This window comes from Azospirillum largimobile (assembly GCF_977007025.2).
In genome coordinates this window covers 476048-498745 of sequence record NZ_CDRMUA020000002.1, presented here as the reverse complement: position 1 = coordinate 498745, position 22698 = coordinate 476048, and the positions used below count along the sequence as shown (strand labels likewise).

Annotated in this window: 22 protein-coding genes; 16 read left to right on the top strand and 6 right to left on the bottom strand. The window is 68.1% G+C overall.

All coding sequences use genetic code 11. The features are described from left to right. The first annotated feature begins 5 nt into the window (after positions 1-5). The 5 genes from ACWPKK_RS15610 (at position 6) to pqqA (ending at position 4124) form a co-directional block, all read left to right on the top strand. Positions 6-1217 carry an ABC transporter substrate-binding protein gene (locus ACWPKK_RS15610; protein WP_452005739.1) on the top strand — a complete coding sequence of 404 codons (1212 nt, stop codon included), beginning with the start codon at positions 6-8 and terminating at the stop codon, positions 1215-1217. Between the two features lie 16 nt (positions 1218-1233). Continuing rightward, a complete protein-coding gene (locus ACWPKK_RS15605) occupies positions 1234-2205 on the top strand; it encodes a PQQ-dependent catabolism-associated beta-propeller protein (RefSeq protein ID WP_324865176.1) in 972 nt (323 codons plus the stop codon). A gap of 108 nt (positions 2206-2313) precedes the next feature. Then, positions 2314-2760 carry a hypothetical protein gene (locus ACWPKK_RS15600; RefSeq protein WP_452005736.1) on the top strand — a complete coding sequence of 149 codons (447 nt, stop codon included), beginning with the start codon at positions 2314-2316 and terminating at the stop codon, positions 2758-2760. A 308-nt stretch (positions 2761-3068) separates the two neighbouring features. Continuing rightward, the gene (gene fae, locus ACWPKK_RS15595) at positions 3069-3596 is read left to right on the top strand and encodes a formaldehyde-activating enzyme (protein WP_324865171.1); all 528 of its coding nucleotides are present in this window, start codon (positions 3069-3071) and stop codon (positions 3594-3596) included. A gap of 228 nt (positions 3597-3824) precedes the next feature. Continuing rightward, entirely contained in the window at positions 3825-4124 is a 300-nt protein-coding gene (gene pqqA, locus ACWPKK_RS15590) for a pyrroloquinoline quinone precursor peptide PqqA (RefSeq protein WP_452005733.1), read from the top strand. A 47-nt stretch (positions 4125-4171) separates the two neighbouring features. Here the strand turns inward: pqqA and ACWPKK_RS15585 are convergent, their stop codons facing one another. The 3 genes from ACWPKK_RS15585 to ACWPKK_RS15575 are packed head-to-tail and all read right to left on the bottom strand — an operon-like array spanning position 4172 to position 7049. Next, positions 4172-5008: a RibD family protein gene (locus tag ACWPKK_RS15585; protein WP_452005731.1), complete on the bottom strand. Its 837-nt coding sequence runs from the start codon at positions 5006-5008 to the stop codon at positions 4172-4174. Continuing rightward, the gene (locus ACWPKK_RS15580) at positions 5005-5913 is read right to left on the bottom strand and encodes a RimK family alpha-L-glutamate ligase (protein ID WP_452005728.1); all 909 of its coding nucleotides are present in this window, start codon (positions 5911-5913) and stop codon (positions 5005-5007) included. The genes ACWPKK_RS15585 and ACWPKK_RS15580 overlap by 4 nt, the downstream gene beginning before the upstream one ends. Then, on the bottom strand, positions 5910-7049 hold the full coding sequence (locus ACWPKK_RS15575; protein WP_452006664.1) for an ATP-grasp domain-containing protein: 1140 nt from the start codon (positions 7047-7049) through the stop codon (positions 5910-5912). Before ACWPKK_RS15575 ends, ACWPKK_RS15580 begins: the two co-directional genes overlap by 4 nt. 192 nt (positions 7050-7241) lie before the next feature. Between ACWPKK_RS15575 and ACWPKK_RS15570 the strand changes: the two genes are divergently transcribed. From ACWPKK_RS15570 to ACWPKK_RS15550, 5 genes are all read left to right on the top strand, one after another. Then, complete coding sequence (locus ACWPKK_RS15570; protein WP_452005725.1) at positions 7242-8045, top strand: ABC transporter ATP-binding protein; 804 nt, start codon at positions 7242-7244, stop codon at positions 8043-8045. Beyond that, positions 8042-8857, top strand: coding sequence for an ABC transporter permease (locus ACWPKK_RS15565; RefSeq protein WP_324865164.1), 816 nt, complete (start codon positions 8042-8044; stop codon positions 8855-8857). The genes ACWPKK_RS15570 and ACWPKK_RS15565 overlap by 4 nt, the downstream gene beginning before the upstream one ends. A 409-nt stretch (positions 8858-9266) precedes the next feature. Next, positions 9267-11093, top strand: coding sequence for a methanol/ethanol family PQQ-dependent dehydrogenase (locus ACWPKK_RS15560; RefSeq protein WP_452005721.1), 1827 nt, complete (start codon positions 9267-9269; stop codon positions 11091-11093). A gap of 101 nt (positions 11094-11194) precedes the next feature. Then, positions 11195-11746, top strand: coding sequence for a c-type cytochrome (locus ACWPKK_RS15555; RefSeq protein WP_452005719.1), 552 nt, complete (start codon positions 11195-11197; stop codon positions 11744-11746). 7 nt (positions 11747-11753) lie between these two features. After that, entirely contained in the window at positions 11754-13097 is a 1344-nt protein-coding gene (locus ACWPKK_RS15550) for a quinoprotein dehydrogenase-associated putative ABC transporter substrate-binding protein (protein WP_452005717.1), read from the top strand. Positions 13098-13106: 9 nt separating this feature from the next. Here ACWPKK_RS15550 and ACWPKK_RS15545 read toward each other — a convergent pair whose 3' ends face one another. Next, entirely contained in the window at positions 13107-13712 is a 606-nt protein-coding gene (locus ACWPKK_RS15545) for a hypothetical protein (RefSeq protein WP_452005714.1), read from the bottom strand. A 132-nt stretch (positions 13713-13844) separates the two neighbouring features. On the opposite strand from ACWPKK_RS15545, the gene ACWPKK_RS15540 reads away from it, so the two are divergent. From ACWPKK_RS15540 to ACWPKK_RS15515, 6 genes are read left to right on the top strand one after another with little or no spacing between them, the layout of a single operon-like run. After that, the gene (locus ACWPKK_RS15540) at positions 13845-14333 is read left to right on the top strand and encodes a DUF3280 domain-containing protein (RefSeq protein WP_452005711.1); all 489 of its coding nucleotides are present in this window, start codon (positions 13845-13847) and stop codon (positions 14331-14333) included. Positions 14334-14378: 45 nt separating this feature from the next. Continuing rightward, positions 14379-14819: a dihydroneopterin aldolase gene (locus ACWPKK_RS15535; protein ID WP_452005708.1), complete on the top strand. Its 441-nt coding sequence runs from the start codon at positions 14379-14381 to the stop codon at positions 14817-14819. Then, on the top strand, positions 14816-15478 hold the full coding sequence (locus tag ACWPKK_RS15530) for an amino acid kinase family protein (protein WP_452005706.1): 663 nt from the start codon (positions 14816-14818) through the stop codon (positions 15476-15478). The genes ACWPKK_RS15535 and ACWPKK_RS15530 overlap by 4 nt, the downstream gene beginning before the upstream one ends. Beyond that, positions 15454-16839, top strand: coding sequence for a DUF6513 domain-containing protein (locus ACWPKK_RS15525; RefSeq protein ID WP_452005704.1), 1386 nt, complete (start codon positions 15454-15456; stop codon positions 16837-16839). Before ACWPKK_RS15530 ends, ACWPKK_RS15525 begins: the two co-directional genes overlap by 25 nt. 3 nt (positions 16840-16842) lie before the next feature. Next, positions 16843-17427: a DUF447 domain-containing protein gene (locus ACWPKK_RS15520; protein WP_452005701.1), complete on the top strand. Its 585-nt coding sequence runs from the start codon at positions 16843-16845 to the stop codon at positions 17425-17427. Continuing rightward, complete coding sequence (locus ACWPKK_RS15515; RefSeq protein ID WP_452005698.1) at positions 17424-18173, top strand: (5-formylfuran-3-yl)methyl phosphate synthase; 750 nt, start codon at positions 17424-17426, stop codon at positions 18171-18173. Before ACWPKK_RS15520 ends, ACWPKK_RS15515 begins: the two co-directional genes overlap by 4 nt. Here ACWPKK_RS15515 and fdhF read toward each other — a convergent pair. Then, positions 18133-20904: a formate dehydrogenase subunit alpha gene (gene fdhF / locus ACWPKK_RS15510; protein WP_452005695.1), complete on the bottom strand. Its 2772-nt coding sequence runs from the start codon at positions 20902-20904 to the stop codon at positions 18133-18135. The genes ACWPKK_RS15515 and fdhF overlap by 41 nt on opposite strands. 10 nt (positions 20905-20914) lie before the next feature. Beyond that, positions 20915-22669: an NAD(P)H-dependent oxidoreductase subunit E gene (locus ACWPKK_RS15505; RefSeq protein WP_452006661.1), complete on the bottom strand. Its 1755-nt coding sequence runs from the start codon at positions 22667-22669 to the stop codon at positions 20915-20917. Positions 22670-22698: the final 29 nt, after the last annotated feature.

Below are 22698 nucleotides of genomic sequence, written 5' to 3'. Positions count from 1 at the left end.
CTGCCGTGAAACGAAGGCGGCTGATCGCCGCCCTGCCGCTTGCCGGGCTCCTGATCGCCGCGCCGGCAGCGGCGGCATTGGCCCAGGATGCCGGCGGGCAGGCCGTTTTGATCGGCTACCTCACCCGGCACGAGGACCCGCGCACGCCGGCCAGCTTCCTCGAACCGGTGGCGACCGACGAGGGTCTCCAGGGCGCCCGTCTGGCCCTGGCCGACAACAACTCCACCGGCATGTTCCTGAACCAGAGCTTCCGGCTGGTGGAGCAGGTCCTGCCCCCCGACGGCGACATCGCCGCCGGGCTGAAGGCGCTGGCGGACGAAGGCGTGCGCTTCGTCGTCGCCGATCTGCCGGGCGATGCGCTGCTCACCGTCGCCGACCGGCCGGAAGCCCGGTCGATGCTGCTGTTCAACGCCCGCGCCCCCGACGATGCGCTGCGCAACGAGCAGTGCCGGGCCAACATCCTGCACACCGCCGCCAGCCGGCGCATGCTGGCCGACGCGCTGGCGCAGTATCTCGCCTGGAAGAAATGGTCGGGCTGGAGCCTGCTGATCGGCCGCGACCCCGGTGACGCGCTCTATGCCGACGCAGTGCGCCGCGCCGCCAAGCGCTTCGGCGGCCGGATCGTCGCCGAGAAGAGCTGGACCTTCGACACCGGCAACCGCCGAACCGACACCGGCGTCACCACCATCCAGTCCGACATCCCGCTCGCCACCCAGGGACCGGACTACGACGTGCTGGTCGTCGCCGACGAGGCGGGGAATTTCGGCGATTACCTTGACGGCCGCACCTGGCATCCCCGCCCGGTGGCCGGCACCCAGGGCCTGATCGCCACCGCCTGGTCGCGGGTGAACGAGCAGTGGGGCGGCACCCAGCTGCAAAGCCGGTTCGAGAAGCTCGCCGACCGCTGGATGCTTCCGCGCGACTACGCCGCCTGGCTGGCGGTGCGCAGCGTGGGCGAGGCGGCGACCCGCACCGGCGCCACCGGCTTCGACGACCTCGTTGCCTATCTGCACAGCCCCGATTTCGAATTGGCCGGCTTCAAGGGCGAAGCCCTGTCCTTCCGCAAATGGGACGGCCAGATGCGCCAGCCCATCCTGATCGCCGGCCCGCGCATGCTGGTCTCGGTGTCGCCCCAGGAAGGGTTCCTGCACCCCGTGACGCCCCTCGATACGCTCGGCGACGACGCGCCGGAAAGCAAATGCCGTTTCAACCGTTGAAGAGGCGGACCACCCCATGCGTTCCTTACTGTGCACCATGCTGTTCCTCGCCGCACCGGCCCTGATTGCGGAACCGGTCTTGGCCGAAACCATTTTCGTGTCCAACGAGAAGGACAACCAGATCGCCGTGGTCGACGGCGACAGCCTGCAGATCACCAACAAGATCAAGGTCGGCCGCCGGCCGCGCGGGATCACGCTCAGCGGCGACGGGACGCAGCTCTATGTCTGCGCCGGCGACGACAACCGCGTCGATGTGGTGGACATCGCCAGCGGCAAGGTGGTCCATTCCCTGCCCTCCGGCCCCGATCCGGAGCTGTTCGTCCTCTCCCCCGACGGCAACCGGCTGTATGTCGCCAACGAGGACGACAACATGGTGACCATCATCGACATCCCCAGCCGCAAGGCGGTCGGCAACATCCAGGTCGGGGTGGAGCCGGAGGGAATGGGCATCAGCCCCGACGGCAAGATCCTGGTCAACACGTCCGAAACCACCAACATGGCGCATTTCATCGACACCGAGAAACGCGCCGTCGTCGGCAACGTGCTGGTCGACAGCCGGCCGCGCGTCGCACGCTTCAGCGACGACGGCAAGCATGTCTGGGTGTCCAGCGAAATCGGCGGCACGGTCAGCGTCATCGACGCAGCCACCCGCAAGGTGGTGAAGAAGATCCGCTTCGAGGTCACCGGCGTCCGGCGCGAGGCGATACAGGCGGTCGGCATCCAGATGACCCGCGACGGCAAGCGTGCCTTCGTGGCGCTCGGCCCCGCCAACCGGATCGCCGAGATCGACACCGAGAGCTTCGAGGTGAAGCGGTACTTCCTGGTCGGCCAGCGTGTCTGGAACCTCGCCTTCTCTCCCGACGAAAAGCGGCTCTACACCACCAACGGCATCAGCAACGACCTGTCGGTGATCGATCTGGAGCGCAACAAGGTCATCAAGAGCATTGCCGTCGGCGGCGCACCCTGGGGGGTCGTGGTCAAGCCGTGATGGGCAGGTGACGACATCGCGGAACCCGCGACCGCAGCGCCCGGTTGAGGGGAAGGCCGGGTGCGGCGGCGGCTGTCGGCGACGGCCCGGCCCTAGGGAGGTGTAATCATGACAATGAAGCTCTCCAATGGCCCGGTCCGTGCCCTGGCCTGTGCAGCCGTGGTCGGTGCCGGCATCCTCGGCGTGGCGGCCATGGCCCCGTCGGCCTCGGCCCAATCCACCACCGGCACCACTACCCAGAACGCCCCGGCGGCGACCAGCGGACAACTGCCGTCGGACTCCCTGCCCGGTCAGCGCCAGGGCGCCATCGGCGGCACTCCGGTGCCTCAGGGCAGTTCCGGCACGTCAAGCGGCACTGCCGGCGGAGCTGCCGGTGGTTCTACCAGCGGTTCTACCACCGGCTCGACCACCGGAGGCGGCAGCGCGGCGCCGACAGGTCAGCTGCCGGACACCTCGCTGCAGCAGCAGCGGCAGGGCACCATCGGTGGTGACCCGGTGACCCAGGGCGGGTCGGGCGGAACGGCCGGATCGACCGGCAAGCAAGGACAGCAGTGACGCCATCCCGCGGACCGATCGCAGCCGCCGCAAAGATGGGGTAACAACCACCAAACGGTCATGCCTTCCCAGCCGATACTGGTGCGGCACGAAGACGGCGGCTGCGATTTCAAGGTACTCCGGAACCCTTTTGTGAGTTTGTTGTACAAACAAACAAACTGGCATAATGCCCACCGTGACCGACGCCGGAACTCTCAGACAATCCAGACGCCGCGTTACCGGCGACCCGACTGGATCGAGCTGACCGGCGTGACCGCATGACTGCGGCGGTCCTCCAATGATTTTCAAAAACATGGGAGAAAACGGCGATGGGCATGTGGCAGGGGTCATCCCCGAAAATCAATCGCGTGCTGGTGGGTGAGTCGCTGGTCGGCGACGGGAACGAGGTGGCCCACATCGACCTGATCATGGGGCCGCGCGGCAGTGCCGCGGAGACCGCCTTCTGCAACGCGCTGACCAACAACAAGGACGGTTTCACCAGCCTGCTGGCGGTCATCGCCCCAAATCTTCAGTGCAAGCCCTCTACCATCCTGTTCAACAAGGTCACGATCAAGGGCGCGGAACAGGCGGTCCAGATGTTCGGCCCGGCCCAGCACGGTGTGGCCAAGGCGGTCGCCGACTGCGTGGCCGAGGGCACCATTCCGCAGGACGAGATCGACAACATCTTCATCTGCGTCGGCGTCTTCATCCATTGGGAGGCGAAGGACAACGCCAAGATCCAGGATTACAACTACCGCGCCACCAAGGAAGCCATCGAACGCGCGGTATCCGGCTATCCCACCGCCAAGGATCTGATGAACCAGAAGGACGTCGCGAAGCATCCGTTCGCCGCCTGATTTTCACCAGGGACCGTTCATTGCGAAAGCCCCTCTCCCCTCGTGGAGAGGGGTTGGGGCGAGGGGGAAAAGGCAACCTCCGCAGGCTTCGGCCGTTGAGCCGAGCAGCGGACAGAGGACCGAAAACCTTCCGCCATCGCAGCCATTCCGCTGTTGCCCATCCACGGCGATACGAGGTTGGGCACAAACATCGGATCGTTGAACGCATTTGAATAAATCATTAGGTTGATGCAATGTTACACCAACTCAGCGCTTAACGACTTGATTTATTCCAGTTCTAAACAAGTTTTCCTGCTCATCTCACCCTGCATCGCACAAAGAACTAGCCATAATTCTCTGATCACTACCCGTTCGGGTGATGGTCGCGCCGGGCCATCAACGGTACCATTTCCTAATGGGCATCAAGGCAATCATGCCGGTTCGCCCATTGCAGCGGAGGAAACGGACATGAAAACTTGGCGCAAACCGAAGACCGCCGAAATCCGGGTCGGCACGGAAATCAACGCCTACGCCTGCGCCGGCCTGTAACCGGCACGGGACGTTCCCACTCGAAAAGAAACGTTCACTTCGGCCACTCAGGCCGGCCGCGGCTCGAAATGGGCGAAGAACTGCCCGGTGCCGTCCGGCGCGCTGGCGTCGTAATGCAGCGCGCAGAGCCGCAGCCGGCCGGCATCGCCCAGTTCCGGCCCGGCCAGCATGCTGTGGAAGCTCTCGCCGCCGAGCAATCGATGGGCGGTGGTCAGATACAGGCGCGACAGCCTGCGGTCTCGCAGCATGGTGTCGAGCATCCGCGGACCCGTCAGCAGATAAATGCTGCGCAGCCCCTGCCGGCCGAGTGCATCGGCCAGCGGCCCTCCTTCCACCGACGCACCCGATCCGACGGCCAGCACCTCAAAGCCGGCGGCGCGCCACTGCGCGATGCGCTCGGCCGGCGCCGCCGCCCCGGTGGCGATGAGTACGCGTTGACCGTGGCGGGCCGGTGAGTCCGGCATCGGGAAATCCAGGCTGGCGCTGGCGATGACCAGGGCCGGCTGTGGCGCCAGGCCGTTGTCGGCGCGCCACCGCGCGAGATCCCGCGTCGCATCCTGCGTCCCCACCTGCAGCACATTGTCCAGCCGGGCGGCCGCCAGATCGCGCAGATACCCGCCATGGGTGACCATGCAGTCCGCCTGCGCCTGGAGTTCCAGGAACAGCCGGAAATCGTTGCCGCTGACCAGCCCGGCGGGCAGGCGGCTTTCGTCGGTCATAGGGTCGCGCAGGGCGATGCGCCCGTCCAGGCTGGCGACGAAGCTGGCATAGACGAAGGGTGCCCCGACACTCCCCCGCTCGTGCAGGCGGTGGGCGAGATAGGCGCCGTCAAGCGCTATCTCCTCCGGCGGGCCGGGAAACAGCCGCAGCATGCGGGCGGTCATCGGGGCCCTCGCGGTGCGGCTGCCTCGACGCGGGCGAGGAAATCCGCCGCCAGCGCGTCGGCGATGTCGGCGTCGCTGACCGTCTGAATCCCCTGCCATGCGGGCATCGAGTTCACCTCCAGCACCAGCCACCGCCCGTCATCATGAGGGGCGGAAATCAGATCGACCCCGGCATAGTCGGCCCCCACCGCCGCCGCAGCGCGCACCGCCAGTTCGCCCACCGAACCCTCCGGCGCCAGGGCTTCACAGCGCCCACCCTGATGGACATTCGTGATCCAGCTGCGGCCATGGCGGATCATCGCCGCCACCGCGCGCCCTCCCACAACGAAGACCCGGCAGTCGCGCCACTCGCCGTCGCGGCGCGGCGGAACGAAGGGCTGCAGGTAATAAACGCCAGCCACGGCCTCGGACTCCGGCACGTCGTCCGGCTGCGGCAGGCGGCGCAGGCCGCGGCCCTGGGCGCCGAACAGCGGCTTCAGCACGCAATCCGGCCAAGCCTCCACCACCGCGCGGGCCGTCGCGGCATCCTGCACGGCGACGGCGGGCGGCGTCGGCAGTCCGGCCTGGGCCAGCAGGAAGCTGGTGGTGCTCTTGTCCACGCAACGCTCGATGGCGCGGGCAGTGTTGTAGACGGGCACCCCCAGCCGGTCGAGCGCGTGAAGCACCCCCAGCCGCAGCGTCACCTGTTCGAAGCTGCCCTGCCCGACCACCCGCACGAAGGCCCCCGCCGGCAGCGCATCGCCGAATCCGGGCAGCAGCAGCCCCGTCGCCGTCCGCCCGACGGCGAAACCGCAGGCGCTCAGGGGCACGCGGCGGCATTCGACGCCGCGGCGCGTCATTGCCTGTTCGAGCCGCGCGGCATGCCAGTCGGCACCATCGGTGAACAGGGCGACCACGCCGCTCATGCCGCCTCCGCCAGGGCATGCCGCCCGAACAGTTCCCGCGCGCGCTGGCCGGCAAGGCGACGAGCCTCCACCGGATCGGCAGCGTCCGCCAGGACGGTGCAGAGCGGCGCACCCGCCGGGATATGGGCCGGTGTGCAAGGACGGTCGGCGGTCCAATCCGGCCAGCGCATGCGGCTGTCCAGCAGAACAGGCGTCCGCGCATAGACGACCATGGCGGCGCGGCAGCCGGCAAGCGGCGGCAGAGCCTGCGGCAGGTCCCCGGCACAGGCGGCCATGTGCAGGCCCAGCAGGCCCGGCATTGGCGGACGGTCGAACAGGTCCAGCGTCGCCCCCGGCCGCGGGTTGATCTCCAGCAGGCACCAGCCCTCCGGTCCGGCCAGGAAATCGGCGCTGTTGAGCCCGACCAACCCGACCTCCGCAGCGATGCGCGAGACGGCGGCGATCATGGACGCGGCAACTCCTTCGCGCATCGGCGGCACCAGCAGCGGGCCGACCGCACCGCCATAGCGAAAGGGCTGGCGGGGCGCGGGAGCCGCCCATTGCCGGCTGAACCCGACCGGCAGCACGCGCCGGCCATCGGCCAGGAACAGCAGGGACACCGGACGCCCCGCCACGCGGCGCTGGAGGTAATGTCCGGCCGGCACGCGCCGCCCCGCCGGCCGGATGTGGCCGCCGCCGCTGGCACCGGCGCCCTTCATCAGCCATCCCCCGCGGTCATCCGGCAGCGACGTGGCGATCTCCGGATGCGGAATGCCGAGGCGGCCGAGCAGGGCGCCGAAGGCAAACGGGTCCTTCAGCCTTTCCACCGTGCCCGCGGCGTTGCCGAGGACCGGCCGGTCGCGCTCCAGCGCCGCCAGCAGCTCCGGCCTGTCCTCGAACCCGGCGCCATAGACCAGCGGCACCCCGCGCAGATCGGGCGCCGCCAGGGCGCGCCGCAGCGCCGGGCCGGGAAGGCGCAGCCGCCTCGACGGCAGGGTAAGGCAGCGGTCGGCCATGGCTGCGGTGTCCGCGTCGGCGAACAGGTCGAGCGCCGTGACGCCCAGCCCGCTGCGGCGTCCGCTGGCCGTCAGTGCCCGCGCCGACAGCGCCACCACCAGGACATCACTCTTCGGGAGTATGGTCGGGGTCAAGCTCACGTCCCGGCGCGAAAGCGCCTTGAACATTCATCCGCAATCCCAACAATCATGCGGCAAAGCCATCTTTGCAATCACCCTTCCGAACAACGGCGCGTGCCGCCCATCCGGCGCCCATCCGGGTGAAGACGGGGGTGCGGCCCGTGGAAAGACAGTTGGGGAAGACAGTTGGGGAAGACAGTTGGGGAAGACAGGATGTTCGAGGCCGTGGTGCTTCCGGAGTCTCCGTCGATTTCCGCAATTCACGAATCCGCCGCCCCGTCCGTGGCCGCTCTGGCCGTGGAGGATCTCAGCCACAGCTTCGGCAAGCGCGTCGCGCTGGATCATGTCTCCTTCACCGTGCCGCCGGCCGGCTTCACGATGCTGCTGGGTCTGAACGGCGCGGGTAAGACCACGCTGTTCTCGCTGATCACCCGGCTCTACTCCAGCCGCAGCGGCGACATCCGCATCTTCGGCTTCGACCTGCGGCGCCAGCCGACCCGCGCGCTGGAGCGCATCGGCGTCGTGTTCCAGCAGCCGACGCTCGACCTCGACCTCACGGTCCTGCAGAACCTGCGCTATCACGGCGGCCTGCACGGCATGCGGCCATCGGACTGCGAAGCCCGCGCGCGGGAGGAATTGGCCCGCATCGGCCTGTCCGACCGCGCCGACGACAAGGTCCGCGCCCTGTCCGGCGGGCAGCGCCGCCGGGTGGAGATCGCCCGCGCCCTGCTGCACCGCCCGAACCTGCTGCTTCTCGACGAACCGACCGTCGGGCTCGACGTGGACTCGCGCCGCCACATCCTTGCCCATGTCCGCTCGCTCTGCCGCGAACAGGACCTCGCCGTGCTGTGGGCCACTCATCTGATGGACGAGGCGGCGGAAGAGGACTCCGTCGTCGTGCTGCACCAGGGCCGCCTGCGCGCCTCCGGCAGCGTCCGCGCGGTCTGCGCCGGAACCGGCACGTCCGCCCTGCCCGCCGCCTTCGCCGCCCTGACGGCGGGGGAGCGCCGGCCATGAGCGCCGCCACCTACTGGTACTGTCTGCGCAGCATCATCGTGCGCGAGGGACTGCGTTTCCTGCACCAGCGCGAGCGCTTCTTCGCGGCGCTGGTCCGGCCGCTGGTCTGGCTGGCGATCTTCGCAGTCGGCTTCCGCGCCGTGCTGGGCGTGTCGATCATCCCGCCCTACGAGACCTACATCCTCTACGACGAATATGTCGTGCCCGGCTTGGTTGCGATGATCCAGCTGTTCAACGGCATGCAGAACTCCCTGTCGATGGTCTACGACCGCGAGATGGGCAGCATGCGGACGCTGCTGGTCAGCCCGCTGCCGCGCTGGTACCTGCTGGTCGCCAAGCTGCTGGCCGGTGTCGCGGTGTCGATCGCGCAGGTCTATGTCTTCCTCGGCATCGCTTGGCTTTGGGGGGTGGAGCCGCCGCCGCTGGGCTATCTCGCCGTCCTGCCGGCGCTGGTGCTGAGCGGCCTGATGCTGGGGGCGTTGGGCCTGCTCCTGTCGTCCTTCGTCAAGCAGCTGGAGAATTTCGCCGGGGTGATGAACTTCGTCATCTTCCCGATGTTCTTCGCGTCCTCCGCCCTCTACCCGCTCTGGCGCATCCGGGAAGGCAGCCCGGCCCTGTACCTGATCGCCGCCTACAACCCCTTCACCCAGGCGGTGGAGTTGATCCGCTTCAGCCTGTATCTCCGAGTCGACGTCACGGCCCTGCTGTGGGTGGCCGGCTGCCTCGCGCTGTTCCTCGGCGCTGCGGTGCTGGCCTACGATCCCGGCCGCGGATTCTGGGCGAGACGGGGCGGACCGGCGGAACAGGCCTGATCGCGCAAGCGCCAACTCGACCATGTACAACGTTCGAATTACCGCTTTGGGCTCCATCTACCCACTATTTCGCTTCGTTCAAAAACTTTCGAACGGCGGCGGAAAATAATCTTCACAGACTATCTTTATTTGATCAGACTGACTGTCAGCATCACCAACATAATGCGGGGCAGTTTAGAACCCCGCCAAGGGCCGTGCTCCGGCACTTGATACCGGCACGCCTGGATGCCGGAAACATTGTGATTCGGAACTCTGGGTGCGGATGCACCCCTGACCCCGCCTGATCGACATCACGCGCCAACGATGGAGGGAGACCGCCCTCTCAAAAGACCGCTCCACCGACACCGCCGCCTGTCGCCGCACAGTCCCTGGGACCACGGACCACCCCTAAAAAAACGGGAGGAAACAGATGAACCCCTTCGTGCGCTGTCTGCTCGTCACCGCCGCGATCCAGGCGGCCACCGCCACGGTCGCCTATGCCAACGAAGACACCCTGAAGAATCAGAAGGATCCGGCCAACTGGGCGATGCAGCTCGGCAATTATGCCGGCCAGCGCTACAGCACGCTCGACCAGATCACCCGTGAGAACGTGAAGAACCTCAGGCCGGTCTGGCAGTTCTCCACCGGCGTGCTGCGCGGCCACGAGGGCGGCCCCGTGGTGGTCGGCGACACGATGTACATATCGACGCCCTTCCCCAACATCGTCTATGCGCTGGACCTGAACGACAACGGCCGCATCAAGTGGAAGTACGAGCCCAAGCAGGACTCCGCCGTCATCCCCGTGATGTGCTGCGACACCGTCACCCGCGGCGTCGCGGTGGCCGGCAACAAGGTCTTCCTGGGTCAGGCCGACAACACGCTGGTGGCGCTTGATGCGCAGACCGGCAAGATGCTGTGGTCGGCCAAGAACGGCGACGCCAGCAAGGGCGAGACGCTGACCGCCTCACCTCTGGTCGTCAAGGACAAGGTCTATGTCGGCATCAGCGGCGGCGAGTTCGGCGTCCGCGGCCATCTGACGGCCTACGACATCAACTCGGGCAAGATGGTGTGGCGGGCCTATTCGACCGGTCCCGACAAGGACGTGATGATCGACCCGCAGAAGACGCTGATGATGGGCAAGCCGATCGGCGAGCCCGACCTCGGCATCAAGACATGGCCGGCCGACCAGTGGAAGATCGGCGGCGGCACCACCTGGGGCTGGTACACCTACGATCCCGACCTGAACCTGATCTATTACGGCACCGGCAACCCCGGCACCTGGAATCCGGCGCAGCGGGCCGTCAACAAGGACCGGGCCAAGAGCGACAACAAATGGTCGATGACCATCTTCGCCCGCGATGCCGACACCGGACAGGCGAAGTGGGTGTTCCAGAAGACGCCGTTCGACGAGTGGGACTTTGACGGCGTGAACGAGAACATCCTGGCCGACATCAACATCGGCGGCCAGCAGCGCAAGGTCCTGGTCAACATGGACCGCAACGGCTTCGGCTACACGCTCGACCGCAACACCGGCGAGCTTCTCGTGGCGAAGAAGTTCGATCCGACCGTCAACTGGGCGACCGAGATCGACATGACGACCGGCCGGCCCAAGGTCGTCGACAAGTACAGCACCTTCGCCCAGGGCGAGGACACCAACACCACCGGCGTCTGCCCGGCGGCGCTGGGATCGAAGGACCAGCAGCCGGCCTCCTACTCGCCGGACAGCGGCCTGCTCTATGTGCCGACGAACCACATCTGCATGGATTACGAGCCGTTCAAGGTGGAGTATTCGGCCGGCCAGCCCTATGTCGGCGCGACGCTCAGCATGTATCCGGCTCCGAACTCCCACGGCGGCATGGGCAACTTCATCGCCTGGGATCCGGCAGCCGGCAAAGTCGTCTGGTCGAAGCCGGAACGCTTCGCGGTGTGGAGCGGCGCCCTGACGACCAAGGGCGGCATCGGCTTCTACGGCACGCTGGAAGGCTATCTGAAGGCCTTCGACCTGCGTGACGGCAAGGAGCTCTACAACTTCAAGACGTCGTCCGGCATCATCGGCAACGTCAACACCTACACGCACAAGGGCAAGCAGTACATCGCCGTGCTGTCGGGTGTCGGCGGCTGGGCCGGCATCGGGCTGGCCGCCGGGCTGACCGGCGAACAGGAAGGCCTTGGCGCCGTCGGCGCGCACAAGTCGCTGGGGGAATACACCCAGCTTGGCGGCACGCTGACCGTCTTCGCCCTCCCGGACAACCAATAAGCGGCAAAGCTTGGCGCCGTCCCGGAAAGGGGCCGGCGCCAAGCCCTTTTTTCCAAGCTGATGGCAAGACACGAACAAAGGCAGTGGGGAGAGACAGTGAGATGCCCAAATACCTGATCGGGCTGTGCGCCGCTGTTGGGTTCACCGCGACGGTGACCCTCGGCAGCGCGTTCGGCCAGCAGGATGCCGCACAAAAGCCGACGCAAAACCAGCCGACGCAAAACCAAACGGCTCAGACACCATCGAGCGGAAGCGCACCGCAGGAAGCGAAGATCGCCGAGCCCGAGGAACTGGTGAACGACGAAGGGGTACCGCTCTACGCCGTGCGGGACGGCAAGGTGGACCAGGGCACCTACAACGGCTATCGGCGCTATGCCTCGTCCTGCCATGTGTGCCACGGGCCGGACGGGCTTGGATCGTCCTTCGCCCCGGCCTTGACCGACTCGCTGAAGCGAATGGACTACTGGCAGTTCACCGACGTGGTCACCAACGGCCGCACCAACATGGGGGCCACCGGCGACCGGGTGATGCCCACCTTCGGCACCGATCCGAACGTGATGTCGAATCTCGCCGACATCTACCGGTATCTGAAGGCCCGCTCCGACGACAAGGTCGGCCGCGGCCGGCCCGAACGGATCAAGTCGGCATCGTGAGTCCCGCATGATCCGCCGGCCCGCCCTTTCCTTGATGCTGGCCGCCGTGCTCTGTGCGGCGGCCCTCCCCGTCCGCTCGGCCTTTGCTGCCGAAGGCATTCCGACGGAGGTGCTGCGCGTCTGCGCCGATGGCAACCTGCTGCCCTTCTCCAACGACCGGCAGGAGGGGTTCGAGAACCGCATCGCCAAACTGATCGCCGACGAGCTGAAGGTGCCGCTGGTCTTCACCTGGTGGCCGCAGACCATCGGCTTCGTCCGCAATACGTTGCGCACCCGGCAATGTGATCTGGTGATGGGGACGGCAGTCGGCGAAGAGCTGATGCAGAACACCAACCCCTATTACCGGTCCACCTACGCGCTGGTCTACCGCAAGGATTCCGGGATTACGGCCAAGACGCTGGCCGATCCGTCGCTGCAGGGCGCGCGCATCGGCGTCGTCGCCCGCACGCCGCCGTCCGCGGTGATGCTGCGCCACGGGCTGACCAACCTGGAGCCCTACCAGCTCGACACCGACACGCGCGCCCACCACCCGGCCCAGCAGGCGGTGGAGGATGTCGCGGCGGCCCGCACCGACGCCGCCATCGTCTGGGGTCCCATCGCCGGCTTCTTCGCCGCCCGGCAATCCGTGCCGCTGACGGTCGTGCCGCTGAAGGACGAACCGGGCGCTTCACCCTTCCAATACATGATCTCAATGGGCATCCGCCCGGACGAGCCGGACTGGCGCCACTGGCTGAACGACTTCATCGTCCGCCGCCAGGGCGACATCGACCGCATCCTTGCCGAGTACCATGTCCCGCTCGCCAATGGCGACGGGTCGATCCGGGCGACGTCCGCCAAGGCGGAAGTGTCCGAACCGGACGGCTATCGCATGGCCGACTACCGGTCTCCGACGCCGCCCTCCCTGCGCGGTGCCGAGACGGTGGGGCCGGAGGAGGTCGAGCGACTGGCCAAGGCCGGCGCCGTCCTGGTCGATGTCCTGCCGACGCCCCCGAAGCCCGAAGGGCTGGCGGCGGGAAGCCGTTGGGTCCCGCCGCCGCATCGCAGCCTGCCGGGAGCCCACTGGCTGCCGAATGTCGGCTACGGCGCCCCTTCCGCCGATCAGGAGGCCTATTTCCGCACCAGCCTGGAGGCGCTGACCGCGGGCGACCGCAAGCGTCCGCTGGTGGTGTTCTGCCAGCCGGATTGCTGGATGAGCTGGAATGCCGCCAAACGGGCGGTGGCGCTCGGGTATCAGGCGGTCAAATGGTACCCGGCCGGCACCGATGGCTGGACGGCCGCAGGCCGCGAGCTCGTCACGGTCGAGCCTGAACCGGGGCTGGAGAAACGGCCCGAACCCAAGATGGCGAACTGAGTGCCGGCCTCAGGACAGAAGCGCCGACAGCATGCGCGCGATCTGGCCGAGCCGCTGTTCGATGCGGGCCGGCTGCTCGCAAACCGCGTTCTGCGCCCGGCGGCGGTCGTCGAGGATGCGGCGGTCCCAGGCGATGGCAGCCTTGATCTCCTGCGCGCGGGCCGCATCCGCCGACGCGGCGTCGAGGTCGCGCAGGGCGGCGGCGATGCGCTCGCGCATGGCCCGCTGATGCTGGGCATAGCGCTCTATGGACGCGATGGCGGCGGTGCGCTGGCGGTCAAGCGTCTGGAAGGTGCCGGCGAAGACCAGCGCGAGCTTGCGGTCATGCTCCTGCTCCGCCCCCTTCTGCACCGGACCGGCCAGCGCGCTGGCTTCCGGTTCGAGGCTGGCGGGATCGATGCTGCCGTCGGCCGCACGCCTGACCAGGGTGGCGATGGCCGCATCGCGCTGCCACTCGTCCCCCAGCCCGTCGATGGACGGGCCGTCCCACACCGAAGCCGGCGACAGGGCCGGCACCAGAACCTGCGGGCAGGGCCAGTCGGGATTCTTCGGATCGGAAGAAGCCGGTTGGGCTGCCGCAAGGGCGGGCAGGCCTGCGATCAGTGCCGCGGCCACAGCCACAGCCGAGATGGAAGAAAATCGATGCATGCCGAGAATGATGGCAATACCAACGATCCGGTGCAATCGGAACCGCTGCGCAAAAGGGGAAGCCCGATGGATCATGCGGGGAGGAGGATCGGAGCCGCTATGATCACAGGGCTCGTCCTCGGCCTGGCACTGGGTTTCACGGGCGCCGGAACCGCCTCGGCGCGGACGCTGGTGCTCGATCTGGAGCTTGAGGACAGCAGCGGCGAACCCCAGTCGGCCGAGCATGCGGAGCGTCTGAAACGGGTCAGCGCGGAACTGCGCCGGGCGCTGGACGCCAAGGGTTATGAGGTGATCGACGACGCCGCCACGGCAGGGCTGGTGCCGCCGGGGACGCAGATCCGGACCTGCAACGGCTGCGAGACCGACATCGCGCGTGCCGCCGGCGCCGATCTGGTCGTGTTCGGCGTGGTCCGCAAGATCAGCAGCCTGATCCTGTGGATCGCCGTGGTGGTGGAGGATGTCGGCACCGGCCGCGCGGTGACGACGGCGCGCGGCGACATCCGCGGCGACAATGCCGCCGCCTGGTCGCGCGGCGTCGCCTGGCTGGTCGAACACCGGCTGGCGGAACATGCACCGGCCAAACGGTGAGTTGGGCGGCTCCGAGAAGGACAGGCGGCGGGGAGGACCCAGAAGATGCCGGATGATTCACAGAGCGGCTACCTCACCATCATGAACGTCCTGCGGCCGCCGCCCGCCAGCGCCGTCATGCGCCGCTACGACCTCGTGCTGAGCGACTATGTCGGGGAGTTCCGCATCGGCGTCTGGGACCATGAGAAGACCCGCACCCAGCGCGTGCGCGTCAGCCTGACCGTCACGGTCGAGGTGCCGAACCGCCCCTTCGTCGACGATCTCGACGCCGTCCTCTCTTACGAGTACCTGATCCAGGGCGTCGAAGCCTTCACCCGCAGCCCGCACATCCAGCTGCTGGAGGTTCTCGCCGAAAAGCTGCTTGCCCTTTGCCTGTCGCCGCCGGAGGCGGTCTTCGCCCGGGTCCAGGTGGAGAAGCTGGAGATCGTCCCGCAGGCGGCCGGCGTCGGCGTGGTGCTGACCGGCGCGCGGGAGCAGCCTCGATGAGCGGGACTTGGCCTGCCACTTGGGTCGTCAAGCTGGGCGGCAGCCTGTGGAGCGGCCCTGCCCTGCGCCCCTGGCTCGCCGCGCTGGCGGCGGAGCGGACGCGGCGCATCGTCATCGTTCCCGGCGGCGGTCCCTTCGCCGATGCGGTCCGCGATGCGCAGCCGGTGCTGGGCTATGGCGCATCCGCGGCGCACCGGATGGCGATCCTGGGCATGGAGCAATATGGGCTGGCGCTGCTAGACCTCGAACCGCGGCTGCAGCCGGCGCGGACCATGGCCGATTTGGCGGACGCGCAGGGAACGGCGGTATGGCTGCCGACGATGCTGGCAGACGAGGCCGATGTGGAGGAGAGTTGGGACGTCACCTCCGACACGCTGGCGGCATGGCTCGCCGAGCGGCTGGAAGCGGAGCGGATGGTACTGGTGAAATCGGCACCGGTGCCGCCTGGGACGGCGAATGCGCGGGCGCTGGCACGGGCCGGCGTGATCGACCCGGTCCTGCCCGGCCGCATGGAGCGGCTGGCGGCGGAGGTCCGCTGCGTCGGCCGGGACGACCTGCCGCTGTTCCTCGCGGAACTGCACGGCGGACCGGCGGCAGGCACCCGGCTGTGGGTGGAGAGGGAACGGGAGGCGGCATGGCCCGGCACATCCTATTCCTGACCGGCTCCCTGGCTGAGAATCGCTTGCGTCAGGTTCTGGACTCGCTCGCCCCCCTGCCCTTCGAGACGACCATCGTCAATCTCGGCGTCAAGGTCGCGGCACTCGCCACCACCGAGATCGTGCTGCGACGGCTGGACTCCGCGCGCGGTGCCGACCTGATCCTGCTGCCGGGCCGGTTTCGCGGCGATCTCGACGCCTTGGCCGGCCGCTTCGGCACGAAAGTCGAGCGTGGCCCCGACGAGTTGGAGGATCTGCCCCAATACTTCCAGCGGCAGGCCCGCCCGCTCGACCTCAGCCGGTACGACACCCGCATCTTCGCCGAGATCGTGGACGCGCCGTCGCGCGACACCGCCGCCATCCTCGCCAAGGCGGCGGAGCTTCGCGCCGACGGCGCCGACGTCATCGACCTCGGCTGCCTGCCCGACACCCCCTTCCCGCATCTGGAGGAGGCGATCGGCGCGCTGCGCAACGCCGGCTTCGCCGTCAGCGTCGATTCCCTGAACGCCGACGAACTGCGCCGCGCCACCAGGGCCGGTGCCGACTATCTGCTCAGCCTGACGGAGGAGACGGTCCACCTTGTCGACGAGGGCGATGCGGTGCCGGTGCTGATCCCGACCACCCCGCCGGATCTCGATAGCCTGGGCCGCGCAGTCGACGCCATGACCCGCCGCGGACGGCGCTTCCTGGTCGATCCGATCCTGGAGCCGATCCACCATGGCTTCACCGACTCCCTGCTGCGGTACCGCACCGTGCGGGAGCGCTGGCCGGACGCCGAAATCCTGATGGGCATCGGCAACGTGACCGAGCTGACCGACGCCGACACCTCCGGCATCACCGCGGTGCTGATGGGGGTGGTGTCGGAGCTGCGGATCGGCAACGTCCTGGCGGTGCAGGTCAGCCCGCATTGCCGCCGCGCCATCCGCGAGTTCGACGCCGCACGGCGCCAGTTCTTCGCCGCCCGCACGGCGCACAGCATGCCGCGCGGTTTCGGCACCGGCCTGCTCTGCCTGCGCGACCGCCGGCCCTTCGTCCGCGGCGTCGAACAGATCGCCGAGACCGCGGCGCAGATCCGCGACCCCAATTACCGGGTGGAGGTCAGCGCGGAGGGCATCCATCTCTACAACCGCGACGGCCATCACCGCGCCACCGATCCGTTCGACCTGTTTCCAAAGCTCGATCTGGGAACCGACACCGGCCATGCCTTTTATCTGGGGGTGGAACTGGCGCGGGCGCAGATCGCGTGGCAACTCGGCAAGCGCTATGCCCAGGACAGCGAATTGCGCTGGGGCGTGGCGACGGACGAGCCGAAGGACGACCCCACCGGCTTCCACGCCGCCGGCCCGACCAAGCGAAGCAGCTGATCCATGCCCCTGATCCGCGAGACCATCATCACCACCACCGGCGCGGACGGACGGCCCCATGTGGCGCCGATGGGGGTGACGGTGGAGGCCGATGGCGACGGTGAGCGCTTCATCCTGGCCCCGTTCCGGCCGTCGCGGACGCTGGACAACCTGTTGGCCCGTCGTTGCGCCGTCGTCAACCACACCGACGACGTGCGGGTCTTCGCCGGCTGCATCAGCGGGCGGCGGCGCGACTGGCCGACCGTTGCTGCGGAGCGGATCGACGCCCCGCGCCTTGCCGATTGCCTGTCGCATGAGGAGATCGTGGTGGCCGAGGTGGAGGACGACCCGGTTCGCCCTCGCTTCCACTGCCGCAGCATCCACGCCGAGACCCATGCCCCTTTCCGCGGCCTCAACCGGGCGCAGGCGGCGGTGATCGAGGCGGCTATCCTGGTCAGCCGGCTGCACATGCTGCCCGCCGACAAGATCGAACGGGAAGTCGAGTACCTGTCCATCGCCATCGGCAAGACCGCCGGCCCGCATGAGTTGGAGGCCTGGGGCTGGCTGATGGACCGCATCGCAGCCCACCGCGCGGAGGAAGGCTCATGACCGGGTGGCTGGCCAGCGTCGCCAACACAGAGGAAATCCCCCTGATCCTGCCGGCAGGCCCCGACATCCTGGACCTGAAGGACCCCGCCGCCGGGGCGCTGGGTGCATGGGCAGTGGACGACATCGCCGCGACGGTGCGCGAACTGGCAGCATTGCCCGAACGCCCGCGCCTGAGCGCCACCATCGGCGACCATCCGATGCGGCCCGAGGCGGTGGAACCGGCAGCACGCCGGGTCGCCGGCACCGGCGTGGATTTCGTCAAGATCGGCTTTGCGCCGGATGGAGCGCCCGACCGCTGCATCGACGCGCTGGCTCCGCTCGCGGCGGAGGGGGTGCAACTGGTCGCCGTGCTCTTCGCCGATCTCTGGCCGCCGGATCCCGGCTGCCTGCCCATCGACCGGCTGGCATCCGCCGGCTTCCGCGGGGCGATGCTGGATACCGCCGGCAAGCGCCACGGGCTGCGCCATCACTGGCACGATGCGCAGCTGTCCAGCTTCGTGTGCTGCACACGGGCGCACGGCCTGCTGACCGGGCTGGCCGGGTCGCTGCGCGTTGCAGACATCCCGGTCCTCTCGACCCTGTTGCCCGATTACCTCGGCTTCCGCGGCGCGCTCTGCGGCGGAGAGCGCACCGCGGGCATCGACCCGCAGGCGGCGGCGCGGGTCGCCGCCGCCATTGCCGGTTTGCGCGGGGTTTTGCCCGGCGCTACTCCGCAGCCTCGGCCATCTCCGCCTTCTCGATCTTGATCGCGCAGTATTTGAACTCCGGGATCTTGCCGAAGGGATCGAGCTGCGGGTTGGTCAGCACATTCGCCGCCGCTTCCGCGTAGGCGAAGGGGATGAAGACCAGCCCGACCGGCATGCGGTCGTCGATGCGGGCCTTCAGCCGGATGGTGCCGCGGCGGCTCGACACCAGCATGTAGTCGCCGGTGCGCATGCCCGCACGGGTCAGGTCGTGCGGAGAGACATAGGCGACCGCCTCCGGCTCCACCGCGTCCAGCACGTTCGAGCGGCGGGTCATCGACCCGGTGTGCCAGTGCTCGAGCTGGCGGCCGGTGGTGAGCACCAGCGGATAGTCGATATCCGGCGTCTCCGCCGGGTTGATCGGCCGCGCCGGCACGAAGCGACCGCGGCCCGTCTTCGTCGGGAAGCCGTTGCCGAAGACGATGTCGTGGCCGGGCTCGTCCGGGCCGTCGACCGGATAGGTGACGGAGCCTTCGCGCTCCACCCGTTCCCAGGTGATGTTGGCGAGCGACGGCATGGCGCCGACCATCTCCGCGAACACCTCCGACACATGGGTGTAGTTCCAGTTCAGGCCGAGCCCGCGCGCCATGTCCTGGATGATCCACAAATCCTGGCGCGCCTCGCCCGGCATCGGCACCGCGGCGCGGCCCATCTGGACCTGCCGGTTGGTGTTGATGACGGTGCCGTCCTTTTCCGGCCAGGCAGAGGCAGGCAACACCACGTCGGCGTATTTCGCCGTCTCGGTCAGGAAGATGTCCTGCACCACCAGATGGTCGAGCATGGCCAGCGCCTCGCGGGCGTGGGTCACGTCGGGATCGGACATCGCCGGGTTCTCGCCCTCGATGTAGAGGCCCTTGATCCGGTTGTCATGGATGGCGTCCATGATCTCGACCACCGTCAGGCCGCGCTTGCCGTCCAGCTTGGTGCCCCAGTAATTCTCGTAGAAAGACTGGACCTCCGGATCCTCGACCGACTTGTAGTCGGGGTAGAACATCGGGATCAGGCCGGCGTCGGACGCGCCCTGGACGTTGTTCTGGCCGCGCAGCGGGTGCAGGCCGGTGCCGGGACGGCCGATCTGGCCGGTGACCAGCGACAGCGCGATCAGGCAGCGGCTGTTGTCGGTGCCGTGGATGTGCTGCGACACGCCCATGCCCCAGAAGATGATCGACGCCTTGGACCGGGCGAACAGACGCGCCACCGTGCGCAGGGTGGCGGCGGGGATGCCGCAGACCTTCTCCATCTCCTCCGGCGGGTAATCCTTGACCGTCTCGGCCAGCGCCTCGAAATCCTCGGTGTTGGCCTGGACATATTGCCGGTCGTACAGCCCCTCCGCGATGATGGTGTGGAGGATGGCGTTCAGCATCGACACGTCGCGGCCCGGCGTGAACTGCAGCATGTGCGTGGCGTGGCGCGCCATGGCGAGCCCGCGCGGGTCCATGACGATCAGCTTCGCCCCGCGCTCCGCCGCGTTCTTGAAGAAGGTCGCGGCGACGGGATGGTTCTCCGTCGGGTTGGCGCCGATGATGACGATGACCTCGGCATCCTCCGCCGCCATGAAGGGCGCCGACACCGCCCCCGACCCGACGCCCTCGATCAGCGCCGCCACCGAGGAGGCGTGGCAGAGCCGGGTGCAGTGATCGACGTTGTTGGTGCCGAAGCCGGTGCGGACCAGCTTCTGGAACAGATACGCCTCTTCGTTGGAGCCCTTGGCCGACCCGAAGCCGGCCAGCGCGTTGCCGCCGCGCTCGTCGCGGATCTTCTTCAGACCGCCCGCCGCAACCGCAAGCGCCTCGTCCCAGGTCGCTTCGCGGAAATGGGTGAAGGGGTTCATCGGATCGATGTCGACGTCGTGCTTGGAAACGCCTTGCCGGCGGATCAGCGGCACGGTCAGGCGGTCGCCGTGATGGGCGTAATCGAAGCCGAAACGGCCCTTCACGCAGAGCCGGTTCTGGTTCGACGGGCCGTCCTTGCCGTCGACGGCGACGATCTTGTTGTCCTTGATCTTGTAGGTCAGCTGGCAGCCGACGCCGCAATAGGGGCAGACGGAGTCCACTTCGCGGTCGGGCGCGTTGGTGTAGACGCCCTTCTCGTCCACCAGGGCCGCCGGCATCAGCGCACCGGTCGGGCAGGCCTGCACGCACTCGCCGCAGGCGACGCAGGTGGACTGGCCCATCGGGTCGTCGAAATCGAAGACGATCTTTTCCAGATGCCCGCGCGCCGCCATGCCGATGACGTCGTTGACCTGGACCTCGCGGCAGGCGCGGACGCACAGGTTGCAATGGATGCAGGCGTCGAGCTGGACCGCCATCGCCGGGTGCGACATGTCGTCGGTCTTGTTCGGCCGGTCCACGGTGGGGAAGCGGCTGCCGGCGATCTCGACCTTGTCGGTCCATTTCCAGAAAGTGGAGTTGGGGTCGTGCGCGGTCTCCCGCTCCGGCTGGTCGGCCAGCAGCAGTTCGAAGACCAGCTTGCGCGATGCCTTGGCCCGCTCCGACGCGGTGCGCACGGTCATGCCCGGCTTGGGCTTGCGGATGCAGGAGGCGGCGAGCACGCGCTCCCCCTCGATCTCCACCATACAGGCGCGGCAGTTGCCGTCGGGCCGGTAGCCCGGCTCCGGCCGGTGGCAGAGATGCGGGATCTCGGTGCCGAGCCGCGTGGCGACCTGCCAGATCGTCTCGCCGTTGCGCGCCTCGACCTCGGTGCCGTCCAGGGTGAAAGTGATGCCGTGGGACATGTCGGTCTCCTTACCCCTGCGATCCGGCTGCGCCTTGGGCATTGCCCTGGCGCGACACGAAGTCTTCGCGGAAATGCTTCATCACGAGCTTGATCGGGTTCATCGCCGCCTGGCCCAGGCCGCAGATCGACGCATCGCCCATCACGGTGGCGAGCGCGGTCAGCAGTTCCTCGTCCCATTCAGGCTCGCTGATCAGGCGCACGGCCTTCTCGGTGCCGACCCGGCAGGGCGTGCATTGGCCGCAGCTCTCGTCCTCGAAGAACTTCAGCAGGTTGAGCGCCACGTCCCGCATGTTGTCCTTGTCGGACAGCACGACGACGGCGGCCGAGCCGATGAAGGAGCCGTGCGGCTCCAGCGTGCCGAAATCGAGCGGGATGTCGGCCATCGACGCCGGCAGGATGCCGCCCGACGGCCCGCCCGGCAGATAGCCCTTCAGCGTGTGGCCGTCGGCCATGCCGCCGCAATACTGGTCGACCAGTTCCTGCAGGGTGATGCCGGCCGGGGCCAGCTTGACCCCCGGCTCCTTCACCCGGCCGGAGACCGAGAAGGTGCGCAGCCCCTTGCGCCCGTTCATGCCGTGGCTGGCGAACCAGGAACCGCCCTTCTCCAGGATCTCGCGGACCCAGAACACCGTCTCGATGTTGTTGATCAGGGTCGGGCGGCCGAACAGGCCGACCACCGACGGGAAGGGCGGCTTGTGCCGGGGCAGGCCGCGCTTGCCCTCGATGCTTTCCAGCATCGCCGACTCTTCGCCGCAAATGTAGGCGCCGGCGCCGCGCCGCAGGTGGATGCGGGTGTGGCGGGCCAAGCCGGCGGCCTCGACCTTCGGGATCTCGCGCAGCAGGATTTCCCGGCATTGCGGGTATTCGTCGCGCAGATAGATGTAGACGTCCGTCGCCTCGGCCGTCCAGGCGCCGATCAGCATCCCCTCCAGGAAGCGGTGCGGGTCGCGCTCCAGATGGAAGCGGTCCTTGAAGGTGCCGGGTTCGCCCTCGTCGCCGTTGATCGCCATCATGCGCGGCCCCGGCTCCGCCCGGACATAGCGCCATTTCAGGCCGGTGGGGAAGCCGGCGCCGCCCAGGCCGCGGATGCTGGAATCCTCCAGCATCTTCAGCACCTGATCGACGTCGCGCGCACCATCCAGGCATTCGGCCAGCATCTTGTAGCCGCCGCCGCGGATATACTCGTCGAAGCCGAGATAGTCGGGGATGTCCGGATGGACATGGCCGTGGGCCACGGCGTCGAGCACGCTCTCGACGGTCGCGTTCTCGTGCGGGGCATGGCCGATCGCCACGACGGGCGCGTTGTTGCAGCCGCCCATGCAGGGAGCGCGCAGGATGCGGACCTCGCGCTCGTCGACGCCCGCCTTCAGAGCCTCATGCAGCTGTTCCGCCCCGGCGAGCGCGCAGCTCAGCGAATCGCAGACGCGGATGGTGAGCTTCGGCGGCGCCGGTTCGCCGTCCATCACGATGTCGAAATGGGCGTAGAAGGACGCGACCTCGAACACCTCGACCAGCGCCAGCTTCATCTCCTTCGCCAGAGCGGCGAGGTGGCGGGCATGCAGGCAGCCGTAATGGTCCTGAAACAGGTGGAGATGCTCGATCAGCAGGTCCGCCTGACGGGAGCGGTCGCCGAGAAGCGCCCGAACCTCCTCGAGGCTGACGGGATCGACTTGGCGGCCCTTCTGCTGGTCGCGCGTCTTGCGGCGGCCGGAGCCGGGATGGATGCTGCGGGCAGGAACGCCGCCCGGCGGCTTTGCGCTGATGATCGGAGGGAATGCGGTCACGGCGTTTC

Coding starts and splice junctions, on each gene's coding strand:
- ACWPKK_RS15570 (WP_452005725.1), top strand. CDS start 7,242: ATGTTCGAGGCCGTGGTGCTTCCGGAGTCTCCGTCGATTTCCGCAATT.
- ACWPKK_RS15600 (WP_452005736.1), top strand. CDS start 2,314: ATGACAATGAAGCTCTCCAATGGCCCGGTCCGTGCCCTGGCCTGTGCA.
- ACWPKK_RS15565 (WP_324865164.1), top strand. CDS start 8,042: ATGAGCGCCGCCACCTACTGGTACTGTCTGCGCAGCATCATCGTGCGC.
- ACWPKK_RS15525 (WP_452005704.1), top strand. CDS start 15,454: ATGGCCCGGCACATCCTATTCCTGACCGGCTCCCTGGCTGAGAATCGC.
- ACWPKK_RS15560 (WP_452005721.1), top strand. CDS start 9,267: ATGAACCCCTTCGTGCGCTGTCTGCTCGTCACCGCCGCGATCCAGGCG.
- ACWPKK_RS15605 (WP_324865176.1), top strand. CDS start 1,234: ATGCGTTCCTTACTGTGCACCATGCTGTTCCTCGCCGCACCGGCCCTG.
- fae (WP_324865171.1), top strand. CDS start 3,069: ATGGGCATGTGGCAGGGGTCATCCCCGAAAATCAATCGCGTGCTGGTG.
- ACWPKK_RS15555 (WP_452005719.1), top strand. CDS start 11,195: ATGCCCAAATACCTGATCGGGCTGTGCGCCGCTGTTGGGTTCACCGCG.
- ACWPKK_RS15535 (WP_452005708.1), top strand. CDS start 14,379: ATGCCGGATGATTCACAGAGCGGCTACCTCACCATCATGAACGTCCTG.
- ACWPKK_RS15550 (WP_452005717.1), top strand. CDS start 11,754: ATGATCCGCCGGCCCGCCCTTTCCTTGATGCTGGCCGCCGTGCTCTGT.
- ACWPKK_RS15515 (WP_452005698.1), top strand. CDS start 17,424: ATGACCGGGTGGCTGGCCAGCGTCGCCAACACAGAGGAAATCCCCCTG.
- ACWPKK_RS15540 (WP_452005711.1), top strand. CDS start 13,845: ATGATCACAGGGCTCGTCCTCGGCCTGGCACTGGGTTTCACGGGCGCC.
- fdhF (WP_452005695.1), bottom strand. CDS start 20,904: ATGTCCCACGGCATCACTTTCACCCTGGACGGCACCGAGGTCGAGGCG.
- ACWPKK_RS15585 (WP_452005731.1), bottom strand. CDS start 5,008: ATGACCGCCCGCATGCTGCGGCTGTTTCCCGGCCCGCCGGAGGAGATA.
- ACWPKK_RS15580 (WP_452005728.1), bottom strand. CDS start 5,913: ATGAGCGGCGTGGTCGCCCTGTTCACCGATGGTGCCGACTGGCATGCC.
- ACWPKK_RS15520 (WP_452005701.1), top strand. CDS start 16,843: ATGCCCCTGATCCGCGAGACCATCATCACCACCACCGGCGCGGACGGA.
- ACWPKK_RS15530 (WP_452005706.1), top strand. CDS start 14,816: ATGAGCGGGACTTGGCCTGCCACTTGGGTCGTCAAGCTGGGCGGCAGC.
- pqqA (WP_452005733.1), top strand. CDS start 3,825: ATGCAATGTTACACCAACTCAGCGCTTAACGACTTGATTTATTCCAGT.